Source organism: Thalassobacillus devorans (genome assembly GCF_900176565.1).
Taxonomy (GTDB): Bacteria; Bacillota; Bacilli; order Bacillales; family Halobacillaceae; genus Thalassobacillus; species Thalassobacillus devorans_A.
On the sequence record NZ_FXEH01000005.1, the window covers coordinates 667,408 to 679,975 of the forward strand.

At 44.9% G+C, this 12,568-nt stretch carries 9 protein-coding genes; all 9 read right to left on the reverse strand.

Annotation, left to right across the window (positions count from 1 at the left end):
- Window positions 1–67 precede the first annotated feature (67 nt).
- The 9 genes from B9Y67_RS07935 to B9Y67_RS07975 all read right to left on the reverse strand — a co-directional run bounded on the left by B9Y67_RS07935 (window position 68) and on the right by B9Y67_RS07975 (window position 12,549).
- Window positions 68–1,711, reverse strand: coding sequence for an acylphosphatase (locus B9Y67_RS07935; RefSeq protein ID WP_085506196.1), 1,644 nt, complete (start codon window positions 1,709–1,711; stop codon window positions 68–70).
- Window positions 1,712–1,752: 41 nt separating this feature from the next.
- Window positions 1,753–3,378, reverse strand: coding sequence for an acylphosphatase (locus tag B9Y67_RS07940; protein ID WP_085506197.1), 1,626 nt, complete (start codon window positions 3,376–3,378; stop codon window positions 1,753–1,755).
- A 30-nt stretch (window positions 3,379–3,408) separates the two neighbouring features.
- Entirely contained in the window at window positions 3,409–4,833 is a 1,425-nt protein-coding gene (locus B9Y67_RS07945; protein ID WP_085506198.1) for an ATP-grasp fold amidoligase family protein, read from the reverse strand.
- Window positions 4,817–6,079, reverse strand: a complete 1,263-nt coding sequence (locus B9Y67_RS07950) for a hypothetical protein (protein ID WP_085506199.1) — start codon at window positions 6,077–6,079, stop codon at window positions 4,817–4,819. The genes B9Y67_RS07945 and B9Y67_RS07950 overlap by 17 nt, the downstream gene beginning before the upstream one ends.
- The gene (locus B9Y67_RS07955; protein WP_085506200.1) at window positions 6,072–8,021 is read right to left on the reverse strand and encodes a glycosyltransferase family 2 protein; all 1,950 of its coding nucleotides are present in this window, start codon (window positions 8,019–8,021) and stop codon (window positions 6,072–6,074) included. Before B9Y67_RS07955 ends, B9Y67_RS07950 begins: the two co-directional genes overlap by 8 nt.
- Window positions 8,022–8,045: 24 nt before the next feature.
- The gene (locus tag B9Y67_RS07960) at window positions 8,046–9,722 is read right to left on the reverse strand and encodes an ABC transporter ATP-binding protein (protein ID WP_139823754.1); all 1,677 of its coding nucleotides are present in this window, start codon (window positions 9,720–9,722) and stop codon (window positions 8,046–8,048) included.
- Between the two features lie 63 nt (window positions 9,723–9,785).
- On the reverse strand, window positions 9,786–10,562 hold the full coding sequence (locus B9Y67_RS07965) for an ABC transporter permease (RefSeq protein WP_085506202.1): 777 nt from the start codon (window positions 10,560–10,562) through the stop codon (window positions 9,786–9,788).
- A gap of 54 nt (window positions 10,563–10,616) precedes the next feature.
- Window positions 10,617–11,396: a glycosyltransferase family 2 protein gene (locus B9Y67_RS07970; protein WP_085506203.1), complete on the reverse strand. Its 780-nt coding sequence runs from the start codon at window positions 11,394–11,396 to the stop codon at window positions 10,617–10,619.
- Between the two features lie 7 nt (window positions 11,397–11,403).
- Window positions 11,404–12,549 (reverse strand): glycosyltransferase, encoded by a 1,146-nt coding sequence (locus B9Y67_RS07975; RefSeq protein ID WP_085506204.1) that lies wholly within the window; start codon window positions 12,547–12,549, stop codon window positions 11,404–11,406.
- Window positions 12,550–12,568 lie beyond the last annotated feature (19 nt).

Consider the following 12,568-nt stretch of genomic DNA (forward strand, 5'->3'; position numbering starts at 1 on the left):
TTCATTTTTACAACGCCAGGATTGATAACCCCGTGTAACCAAAGGTACACGGGGGGATATTACCCTACTAAGCGTCCTTTTTTACCAATGACTTTACTTTCCTCAATGGTTCTGTAGCTTTCCAGGATGTGCTGTTAAGGATATGTTGGTTGTCTTTTTCAATCCTGTTTTTCTGTTTCGTCAGATATTTCAAATCTTTATCCATCTTTCGCAAAGCGTGCTGTACAGATTTCAGGTTGTTGGTATTGTATCGTTCGGCAATTTCAAAGCCGACTGTAACGGGGTCCTCATGGTTTTCTTCCACTACTTTATTGACCTTGGAATTTTGTGGATATTGCGTGATCAGCTCTTTGAATTCAGTAAGTGCTGACCTATCTGTACCAGCAACTACGATTTCAATTTCATCAAACACCATATTTTTTACATATCCATGGAGGTTACGATCCATAGCTTGTTTCTTTAACCAGCGATGGTAGCTTTGCCGTTGCACCGTGCCGTACACTATGAACTTCTTGGCATACAATTTTCCCATCGGAGCAGGGGCCACTTCTACTTCGAGCGCTGCCCTGTTCTCTAATGGTTCAAGAATATTAATTAAATCAAAGTAGACTTTGGATTTTCTGGTGTCCATTCCCTTTGTCTCTGGAAAATAATAATCAATGATAGCTGCAGGGATATCACGCGCTTTTCCTTTCAATGGGAACAGCGCCCCGCCAATTTGGGCAGTCGGGTTCAATTCAATGACAACACCCGCGACGTCCATCGACCGGTTTTCATTAGCAATGATATCGACACCGCCATGATCCAGACCAGGAACAGCTTTGAGGGCATCAATCGCAATTTGTTTCATTTCCTTCGACATCGTATCGGTGACATCGATCGGATCGCCACCGGATGAGACGTTCGTTTTCTGCCTCAAGTAAATTTGTTCCCCTTTTTTCGGAACACTGTCAAGCGTGTAGCCGGCGGATTGAATGTACTCCAGGATTTCTGTATCCATGTGGATCAGGCAGCTGTTCAACCTGGCATTCTTCTTCCGCTCCCTGTTCTTCAAATCGATCAGTTCTTCGATGGTATGTTCCCCATCACCAACAATGTTAGCTGGCTTACGATTATAAGCAGCAATCACTTCGTCTCCTACCACGTAGACTCGATATTCTTCTCCTTCGACATGCTGTTCAACAATTACCTCGTCATACCCTAGCTCGTGGCGTACATACTGCATCGCTTTCAAAAATTCTTCATCACTATTGATATTGGTGACAACCCCGTTCCCAAGGCTGGCGTTCGTCGGCTTCAACACAAGGGGGTAATCAATCGTTTTACTATAGGCGATGATTTCTTCATCGGTTGCATCCGGATCAAAGCCTTTCCCTTTAGGTACAGGCACGCCAGCTTTATCAAGGACGACCTTGGTATCATCTTTCTCCGATGCTACTTCTACTGCCTCATTAGCAACAATATCTCCCCGTGTTCGGAAGAAATAATGGGTTCTTTCTTCAGAACTGAGGGAAAAAAGCCTTCCCGGCGGATTGACACCGAAGATAATCATATCTTGAAAGTGCTCCGAGTCTTTTGTGTACCACTTCAGCTTCAGGCCTCTTCGCCATCCTTCCAAGGCTACTGCAAAAGCATCCAACCTGGTTTTTCTCGCATTTTTGACAATATCATTGGTAAGTTGGGGAAGACTGATTCCCTGCTGCTCACTCATTTTCTATTCCTCCTAAAACCGTACCTTACAGATGGTTGCTGTTATGATTTGATCTTCTTGACGACTGCTCCTGCCAACCGGATCGGTTTTGTTGCTTTCCAGGAAAGGCTCTTATGGAATTTCCTTCGCTGGAGTTCTGCTTTCTTCATGGCGTGTTCTGTCACTTCCAGCTCCTGTCTGAATGCCTTCAGTTCTTCAATTTGTGTTTTCAGATCGGCTTTTATTTCAAACCCTACTTTGATCGGCTCATAAAAAGGCTCTTCCTGAATTTCAATCACCTGGGCTCTCTCTTCGTCTTCCCAGATTCCATTTTTGAAGTCATCTACCATTTCAGGATCTGTTCCTGCCACCACGATTTCGATATCTCCATCGTCCCGATTCATAACAAACCCATGCAATTCGCGTTCAAAGGCTTGCTTCCGTAATCCGCGGTGGTAGCCAATATCCTGCACATCCCCACTGACGATATACTTCTTCGCAAAAATTTCTTCCTTAGGAGATGGGGTGACCGTAACTGCAACTGCGTCTTGTGCTTGTAGTGGATCGAGAACATCCTGAAAATCGAAATAAGTCTTGGTCTTGTTCAGTTCTATACCCTTCGTTTCCGGAAAATAGTAGTCCATAATTGCAGCTGGGATATCCCTCGGTTTACCCTTCATTGGATAAAGAAGCCCTCCAATTTGGGCAGTAGGGTTCAATTCGATGACATATCCAGTATTCTCGTCACCTTCAGGCTTAATGAGATCGACTGCTCCATGAACCAGTCCAGGAACAGCCTTGATTGCATTGACCGCAATTGCTTTGATATCCGGGTGCAGTTCATCTAACACATCGACCGGATCTCCACCAAGAGATATGTTGCTTTTATCACTCAGAAAAATTTGCTCACCTTTTTCAGGGACCATGTCCGCGGAATATCCTTTGCGGCCCATATATTCGATAACATCCTGGTTCATTTCAATCGGACAGCTGACAAGCCTCGGATTGAGGCCGCGCTCTTCATTTTTCATCTCGATCAGTGCCTTGATATCATTGACACCATCACCCATTACATTAGGCGGGATACGATTCATGGCACCTACTACTTCACCCCCTACCACGTATAGCCGATATTCCGGTCCGGGAATGTAATGTTCGACGATAACGTCTGGATAGTCGAGCTCATTTCGAACATACTCCAGGGAGTAGCGCAGTTCTCCTTCGCTGGTGATATTGGAAATGACACCACGTCCGAAGCTGCCATCCGTCGGTTTTAAGACAACAGGATAGCCGATTTTATTGGCAAACGCTATGATTTTTTCGTTATCTACGTCTTCCGTAAACTGCTTTCCTTCAGGTACGGGGACACCATACTCTTTCAGTACCTGTTTTGTCTTTTCTTTATCCCTGCCGATATCCACTGCTTCATTGGAAACAAGGTCTCCTCGAGTTCGGAAGAAGTAATGTGTTTTCTCACCGGAACTCAAGGAAAACAGTTGTCCGGGCTTGTCAACAAACCACGTCCTCATTTCCTTGAACTTCTCTGAATCTTTGACATGCCATCTTAATTTAAGTCCTCTCCGCCAACCTTCCAGCGATACGGCATAAGCATCCAACAGGTTGCCGTGAGCAGCTGCTACGATTTGACCGGATAGGTGCGGCAGCCATTCTGTGTTGTTCTCGTCCATCAGATTTCCTCCTAAAACTCTATACATTCTTTAAGGGGTCAAATTTTCCTTCAACTTTTCATAGTCACTGAACTTTTTACCGGCAACGAGATCTTCCGTTAGGCGGGATTCCGCTTCTAAGAACAAATCTCCCAGCCACCTGTCTGTTCGCTCGTCAAATTCATCGTAGTTGCCTGGTTTCGGTGTGAATTCCCCAAATACCAGCCCTTCTTCCGATTTCAGAAAATCGATTCGGATGAAAGGCGCTGGAATCTCTGTGCTGATTTCTGCAGCAAGCTCTATTTCAGCTACTGTTACGCCTTTTCCTTTATAAGGATCGTCCTCATATTTGCCTGTCTTCACTCTCTCGCCATCTGCTGTCCACCAGCAATATTTCAATTCGGGGTAGCGGATAATTTCCAGGATAAGTCCGACCTTGCCATAAAAGCAATAGAACTTGATGTCGCTGGCTGGAGTCTTCTTCTCTTTATTTTCTAAAATGAGCTCTTCCATGTACCAGCTGTCTGCTTCTACCATGCCGGACTGGAGGTCCTTTTGCATCGTTTCTTTCAACTTGCCCCAGCGTTCGAGTTTTTTCAATCGCTTCACATCGATTATATCATCCAATGCATATACCAGATATACACCGCGTGAACCGGCACCATTGGCAGGTTTGATAACGATTCCGGTTTTTTCAGGGATATCTTTCAATCGATACGTCTCTTCTGTCGTCCATGGAACACGCACATTCATTTGCTTCATAAATTGATAAGCTGCCTGCTTCTCGTCGAGCAGCATCTCCGGGAGCGCCCCGGTCAGCTGGAGTTTCCTCATTCGCATGTTAAGGCTTGCCCGGTAGGATGCAGCAGGTGTCAACGGTATTGGGTTATCTGTGAGTCCTTCCCGGATAAGAAACTCTGGTATTTCTTCGACTTGAAAGCCCTCTAGTATTTCTCGGTAAGCCAGCTTCCTGTATTCCGGTTTATCATTCATCCACGTTCTTGCGGCATATCGCAGCGCTTCATTATAGTTTGTCTCATGCTGGCGTTTTTGTTGCACCAGTTTTGTAATGTATTCCAGGAGTTTTCCTTCCTGTTTCTGCTCTTTAACCACTTTGAGGGTTTCATGGCTTTTCATGTAGCGATCATCGAGCATAACTTCCGCCAGCTGTTCTTTCGTTGCTTCTAACTCTCTTTGGAGTACTTGTTTTGTTTCCTGCTCTATCTCAAGGAGATGCTTGTCTGCTTCCTCTTTGTTTCCTGTTATCCTGCTGACTAGAGCTTTTATTTTACGAAGCGGAGCTGTATACTTCCAGGCTTTGCTTTGCTGCAATTGTTTAATTTCCTTATGGTTTTGCTTAAGCTCTTGTTCTTTTTTTGCAACCTCTGCTTCAACTTGAATCATGTGTTTAAGGTAAGCCTGTTCCTCACCCTGAGGGGAAGTTTGTTGTTTTTCTTGATCATGATTGTCGGTCATCGTCTTTCACATCTCCCCTCGGTGGTTTTACCAGCCAGTCATCAAGAAAAGCTTCGTAGTTGCTCCCGTTAGAGCTATGCCAGTTCTGGCTTGCCAATTTAATATATTTCAGTTCCCTGTTTTCCTCATTGGTTAACATCCTTCTCACTTGTTCGTTTTTGGGATGCCATCTTGCCTGCTTATCCACATATTCCAACAAATTTCGCGAACAACGCCTTAGTGAATACCCATGATGGCTATCTCCTGGGGGTGTATCCATGACAACCCTTACCATCCTGGCTACGATTCTTGGCAGCATTTCCTGCTTTTCTTCCAGCACTGGTGGGTGTTTGATGATAAGTAAATCGCAATTGATTTGCTTATTACTGTCGAGCAATTCTACTACTTCACCATCAATCAATTTTTGAATCGCAGGATCGATTGTTGCTGGCAGGCGAAAATCATAGGTTGCCAATTGGACAAGTGCGGTTTTTAACCCTCGCTTTTTGTTGATATGAATTTCTTCTAACGTATCTGCCAGCTCATTTTCTGACAGACGGAAATCGGTGGCAAACACTATATCTACTTGTACTTGCGCTTCAATCATTAGGGTGGGTTGCTGTTTTCCCTTACCTTCTTCCAGGGATAACAATGCTTTGTGCAGTTCTGGATGATCCCAAAATGCAAGAGCCTTTTGTAAAACCTGTTTCGATTTTTGCTTATGGTTAAGCAGGTGCAGACTTTCTGCTGTCAGAATAGCAGCTTGTCTGAGCAAGTCTGGATCACTTGTTCCCTTGACGGCTGTGGGCAGGTAAGCCAATGCCCTCTTTGCACCTGGTTCCGTCTTTTTACTGGCATACCAGCGGGATAGCTCCAAGGCTGCCAGCCGCTTCATGTGCTGGTCACCTGTTGTTGTATATATTTTTTCAAGGTCTGCTAAAACACGTTCGGTAAAACCTAATTCATATAAATAATAACGATAGGATTCCATTTGCTTCGTTCCTGTTTGAAGCCTCGTACCTCTCTGAAATAGAGTGAGAGCTTTCTTTTTTCCTCGAAGCACCTGTATGACATCTTTTATGAGTACTTTCACTTTATTAGCCTTATGAAGCAGCCTGAGAATATTACTGTTTTTCATGGCATAATAGCTGCCTTTTATTTGTTTCAGCTTGTTCTCACTGCTTGCCAGTTCCTTTTCTTTTTCGGCCAGTTGACGCTGCAGCTGCTCATACTCTTCTGCATAGCTTCGTGTCTGAGCTTTAGCCATTGCTGGTCCGCCTCTGGTCGAGCAGCTCTCTGGCAGGTTGAATTTCTCCGAGCAACTCTTTTACATCATCGGAAAATACACTGTTTTCACTTGCATACCAGCTTGCATTTTCACCGAAGTATAAGTTCAGGTGAAGCTTTGCCTGCTTTAGTTTTTCCTCACCTGCTTCTGACACATGGTGATCCGCAACGGCTACTTTTATATCTTTTGCATCTACTTCTGGGATATATTTTTGCTTATCTTCCAGCACACTTGAGTCTAAAATATACATTTTATTCGTTACAATTTTTTCACCATAGACAAGCATGTGTACTTTTTCACCATCAAGCAGGTCTCTGACTTTTTCGTGGATTGGTTTCGTTATGCTGAGATCGTACCCATACATCTGCACTAATCCAATACGCTTATCGGCGCGTGCAACCAATTCTTTGATTAGCTTCAGCTTCTTTTCCGGCATGACCCGGAAATCGGCTGCTATGACTTTCTCGAAATGACGTTTGCCGTCCTGCTTCTCCTCACGCTCCGGCCACATCGGTTCCGGGACCGGGAACGGGCGTGTCATTTGGGGATACGGGTAATACAAGCTGTCTGCCTGACGGTGATGATGCTCCAGGCTTTCGACGTATTCTTTTCTTACTCCCATGAAAAACCCGTTATAACCAAAAGCAGAACTTCCAGTAAGAGAGGAAACAGACTGCCTTGGCAAGGATAATGGGCCGGTTTCAAGGTCAACGTACTTCTCCTTGCCAAAAGTTTTAACCAGTCTCCGCTTGAACTCTCCATCTGCAGCAAATCTCACACTATCCCAATAACCGACTTTCTCCATCACTGGTTCACGCCGGAACATGATGGAAGACATGTTCGGAAAAATATATTTACCTGGAGTCCCGCGGCGGTACAATTTCAAGTCTTCGGTCAACCGGGCGTGGCCAGACGTGTTCGCGATTATGTCGGGATTCTCGATCAAATGGCTGACCTGCTTCTCGATCTTCTGCTCATGAGACCAGTCATCTGAATCATTAATCGTAACAAACTCTCCCTTAGCAGCTTGGAGAGCGATATTGCGTGCTACATAAGGTCCACTGTTCTGAGGAGTAGAAAGCAGTTTTACCCGCTTGTCTTTAGCGACGTACTCCTCGACCACTTTACGGGTATCATCGGGACTGCAATCCTCTACAACTAGCAGCTCGACATTTTGCCACGTTTGCGAAAGAATCGATTCGATGGCTGTCTGAATACCATCCTCCGCTTTGAAAGCTGGAAGAATGACGGAGATCAACGGACCATCGGTGATTTTCTTCTCACTTGCTATGGTTGTAAGGTCGTCATACTCGGGTTTCTGTTTAGAAGCAAACGAAATAGGCTGCAGCTGATAGGCTTCCATCGCCTTATTCATCCACTTCAGCCTATCCTCTATGTTATCTTCTAAATTTGCCATTGCTAAATAAAGGTCAGGATGCTTCTGGTTTGCCAGCATTTCTTTAATCGTTATTTGGCCTTGATTCTGATTTCCCAATATGTCATGGCATTCTGCCTTAATAATCGCAATTCTTCTAAGGTGATCGGGGTTGGATTCCATACGAGCCGCAGCGGGAAGATATTCCAACGCTTTTTCTGCTCCTTCTTTGGAGTACTTATTCGCATTCCAGAGCACTAATTCCCAAGCGACAAGCCGTTTGATATCGTCACCTTTCACTTCCCTGTAGAAACTTTCTAATTCTTCCAAAGCACGTTCGGTGAAACCAAGGTTATACAGGTGGTGCTTCAACTGCCGTAATTTCTTTCTTTGGAGAAACTTCTTGCCATGAAGAATTTCTTTCACTCGCTGCTTTTGTTCCTGTGAAAGAAGGTCACCAAGCTTTTTCCGCTGCTTTTCGTTTAATACTGTGTACAACAGCCAGTCCATCGGGCCGGCTACCACTTTTTTCAGAAGACGTAACATATCGAGTCACCACCTGATCCCTGTTTATGATTTTTGATCTGCTTCTGTAGTGTTCGTCGTTTTATCTTTCGGCTGGTCGTTCGTTTTATTGACCGTTTTCGTCGTATCTTTTGCCTGCTTCGATGTTTTGACGCTTTTTCCATTCTTAGCATTAGCAGCCTTGTTACCTTTGACGTTCCTTCTCTTCTTACGTACTTTCTTTTGGACGCCTTGGGATTCGCGGTATTTAGCCACTGCTTCTTCGGCACTGCCGTCGAATTTCACCTGTCCTTTTTCCATCCAGATTCCTCTCGTACAAATCTGTTCAATGAACGTCAAGCTGTGCGAAACGATGATGACGGCCTTGGCACGTTCCATCATTTCCTGGATCCGTTCGCTCGCTTTCTGTTTGAATGCCATATCACCTGTCGACAATGCTTCGTCAATAATGAAAATATCCGGCTTTAAAATCGCTGCGATGCTGAAGCCGAGCCGGGCTTTCATACCACTCGACAGGTCTTTGACCGGCTTGTGGATTTTCTTTCCTAACCCTGAAAATTCCACGATTTCGTCATATTTCTCATCGACACGTTTTTTCGGAATGCCAAGCAGCATAGCGTTCAAATAGATATTATCGGCACCGCTTAAATGCGCGTTGAATCCTGTACCGTAGCCAAGTAAAGCTGAAGTCTCCCCATGAAGTTCGATTGAACCTTCATCTGGTGCGAGAATTTTCGTCAGAACTTTGCATAAGGTACTCTTCCCTGCTCCATTATGACCGATGATTCCCACGACTTCTCCTTCTTTGATTTCAAAGCTTACATTTTTTAATGCCCAGAAGTCTTTATTACTTAGCTTGAACCGTACGCCGAGGTTTTCTGCCTTAATAATCGCTTTATCCGTAACATCCGTTTCCGTCTTTTCCAGCTGCAGGTTACGTTTTCTTCTTGGTGGTCGCGGGGGTACAGAAGCTTTATAGTTTTCTACTACTTCCGCTGGATCACCGATTTCCCGTACTTCTCCGCCATCGATCCACATAAGCCGGTCACAGTTGCGCCGGGCATAGTTAAGACTATGGGTAACGATGATAACCATCTTCGCCTGCTGTACGAGCTCCTTCATCTTAGCAGCCGCTTTTTTACTGAATTTCGCATCTCCGGTATTCAATGCTTCATCAAGAATAAGTATCTCCGGCTGCAGGTGGGCAGCAACACTGAATCCTAGTCTCGCCTTCATTCCACTGGAGTAATATTTCATCGGCTGATAGAAAAATTCGCCAAGATCTGAGAATTCATGGATGTCACTAATATATTTCTCAATCATTTTTTTATCAATGCCGAGCATCATCCCATTCAAGAAGACGTTCTCTTCGCCGGTCAGCTCTTTATTAAAGCCCATGCCAAATGAGAACAAGGCGGTGACCTTGCCGTCTACCTCCATTTCCCCTTTGTCTTCCTGAAGGATGCCCGCAATAATTTTACTAAGCGTGGTTTTGCCCGCGCCGTTCGATCCGATAATGCCAAGGATTTCCCCCTGCACACCTTCAAAATCGATATCCGTCAGCGGCCAGACCAACTTATCTTTTTTATTGCTTCGTCCTTCTTTGAAAAAACGGAGCACTCGGGATTTATAGTCATCCTTGTAGTTTCCGCCAAAGAAAGAAACTCCGACATTTTTTGCCTTTATAACTTTTTCCTGCGTGTTGTCTTTATTGATAGACAATTGAAAAACCCTCTTTTTATTCAAGTTTGCATTCCTGTTTAAACACCAGAAAAGCGAATCGTCTTACAATGCCTTGATGATTTTATGTTCGTTATTGCTGTAGTAGCGGACCATGAAGATAATGGCAGCTACCGACAGTACGAAAATAACCAGCAGTCCCGTGAATGCAGGATTGTTTTGATGCATCAAGACAGCACGATAGGACTCGACAATGATGGCGATGGGATTGAAATCCACTGCCCAGCTGTACTCCGGCGGCAGTCTTCCACCCTCCCAAATAATCGGGGAGGCATAGAAAAATATCCGAATAACGTAGGATAACAGATTATCAATATCCCGAACGAATACAGTCATATAGCCAAGAATCATTCCAACTCCTAAAAGGAAAACCGTCTGTACCAGAACAATCAATGGCAGATAAACGACCTGCCAGCCTGGCATAACACCATAGATAGCAAGGAAAGCAGCTACAACTACTAACCCGAAAGCAAAGTTGAACAGCTGCGTGAGCGTAAATGACAATGGAAACAGCGACTTAGGTAAATAGACTTGATTAATGATAGAACTGTAGCGTGTGATCGATTTTGCCGAAGTATTGATCGTGGCACTTATCGCACGCCATGCTACCAGCCCGATCACAAGGAACAACGGGTAATTCTCCCCGCCTCTTCCGAGAATAACAACTACTAGGAAGTAGTAAACGAGTACGTTTAATAGCGGATCAAGCAGCCACCAGAAATAGCCGAGATAGCTGTTCCGATGCTCTGCTTTCAACCCGGATTTCACAAGATATATCAATAAATCCTTACGTTTAAGCATTTCCTGTAAATATGTTTTCATAGCTTCTCTTGACACCGTCCAATTTCTTCACAGCCGGAAGGTTATCCAGCCAAATTATTGTGAGATTCGATATTTAATAACATCTCTAATAGATAATATCGCATAATGAACAAAATACCAGATGCTTTTCGGAAAACTTTGCTTTTCGACTTCCCGGAAGACGCGCCAATTCTGTTTGGCTGCCTTCCACTTGTTGCTGGAAATCGAATTATCGACGACACGATATTTCGATAACACTTCCGGTATTCCATAAGCCAGAAACCCACGCCTAGTCAAATCCAGCCAAAGAGCATAATCCTGACGCGTCCGGATGTTGACCATTTCGACGCTGCCGGTTCTTTTCGTATCGAGCATTACGGTGAGACAGCCGATGACACAGCGCTTCATGAGCGCATCGTAGTGAACTGTCGCCGGTGCTTCTGTAGTCGCATTTGTCTCTGTACCGTCCTCCAGCATGCGGCGATACTTTGTGAATGAAAAAGCGACACCTGTTTCCTGCATAAACTTCAACTGACGCTCCAGCTTTTCCGGAAGCCATAGATCATCACTATCTAAAAACGCAAGATAACGACCGCCTGCCTCACGGATCGCCGTGTTACGTGCCACCGCCGATCCTGAATTTTCTTCCAGCACAACCAGACGGATACGCGGGTCTTTTCTTCGGTATTCTTCAACAATTTCGACCGTCCGATCCTGTGACCGATCATCGACAATGACCATTTCCCAGTCCGTGAACGTCTGATCGATAACCGATTGGATTGTCTCTCCGATAAAACGCTCTGCATTATAAGCAGGCGTAATGACGGAAACTAATGGAGTCTGTTCGTTTTGCATTGTTATCCTAACCTTCCATCTTAGCCGGCTGTTCGCCTAACAGGCGCTGGTACCAGCTGATCAGTTTCTGTTCTTGTGTCTGCCAGCCCAATTCCTCCATGACAGCCTTCTTGCCATTCTCGCCCATTTGCTTCGCTTCTTCCGGGTGGGCACGCAGGTAGTCGAGAGCATTGCGAATAGCCTCGTCATCATATGGATCCACCGCAATGCCACATTCATGCTTCTCGATGAACTCCTTCCATACCGGGAAGTCAGAGCAGATGACAGGAAGTCTTGCATTCATATACTCAAAGAACTTGGTCAGTTCTTTTTTCATGTAATGTTCCGTAGGTGGAAACAGGGCGACCCCTGCCAGCCAGTTGCGACTGAGGTAGCGGTCTTCTATCACTTCTTTTTCGATGAAGCGATCGATTCCTTCAATCACCAGTTGATCTTTGCGATCGCCTGCCACTTCATACATTTTCTCGGCTAATGGTTTTGGGCATTTACCGACAAAGTGAACGGATAAAGATTCATCAATTACCGGCAGTTTGGCATGAAATAAAGCTCCACGTACCTCTGTGACATTACCGGTGTAGATCACTTTGTCTTCTGCTTCCCCTTCACGTTTATGGTTGATGAACTTCTCGTTAACGGTCGGGTAGTTCAGGATACACGTCCCGGTTGGATAAATATCTTTATAATATTTTTCCGCAAGGCACAGCTCCATCTTACGGGTAAAAATCTTTTCCATCACCTTATAAACAGCAGCCACTGCTTTCTTTACCGCCGGTTTCATATAATCCTTCTGGAGGATGCTCGTAATATAGTCCTCATGGATGTCGTAGATGACGATGTTGTCTTTTTTCTTCAACAGCCAGCCGACCGGCAGCAATTCAGGATCATGGAAGTGATAAACATCCGCGTCCATTTTTTTAGCTTTCCGGTAAACCTGCCAGGTTCCGAAAAGCATTCGTTTCAGCTTACTATTATATTTTTTCACGGGAATGTGGCGGATCGGTTTGTCTGCCAGTCCACCATTATCATCTTTCTGTGCGATCAAAGTAACGTCATACCCTGCACGCTGGAGGGACTTGCATTCCTTATGAAAAATCCTTGGATCATATGGGTGGTGGACCGTAGTAAGGTGCACCACCTGTTTTGGATTCGCCATGCTTCTCATCCTCTGTTGG

Coding starts and splice junctions, on each gene's coding strand:
- B9Y67_RS07940 (WP_085506197.1), bottom strand. CDS start 3,378: ATGGACGAGAACAACACAGAATGGCTGCCGCACCTATCCGGTCAAATC.
- B9Y67_RS07970 (WP_085506203.1), bottom strand. CDS start 11,396: ATGCAAAACGAACAGACTCCATTAGTTTCCGTCATTACGCCTGCTTAT.
- B9Y67_RS07945 (WP_085506198.1), bottom strand. CDS start 4,833: ATGACCGACAATCATGATCAAGAAAAACAACAAACTTCCCCTCAGGGT.
- B9Y67_RS07950 (WP_085506199.1), bottom strand. CDS start 6,079: ATGGCTAAAGCTCAGACACGAAGCTATGCAGAAGAGTATGAGCAGCTG.
- B9Y67_RS07955 (WP_085506200.1), bottom strand. CDS start 8,021: ATGTTACGTCTTCTGAAAAAAGTGGTAGCCGGCCCGATGGACTGGCTG.
- B9Y67_RS07935 (WP_085506196.1), bottom strand. CDS start 1,711: ATGAGTGAGCAGCAGGGAATCAGTCTTCCCCAACTTACCAATGATATT.
- B9Y67_RS07965 (WP_085506202.1), bottom strand. CDS start 10,562: ATGAAAACATATTTACAGGAAATGCTTAAACGTAAGGATTTATTGATA.
- B9Y67_RS07975 (WP_085506204.1), bottom strand. CDS start 12,549: ATGGCGAATCCAAAACAGGTGGTGCACCTTACTACGGTCCACCACCCA.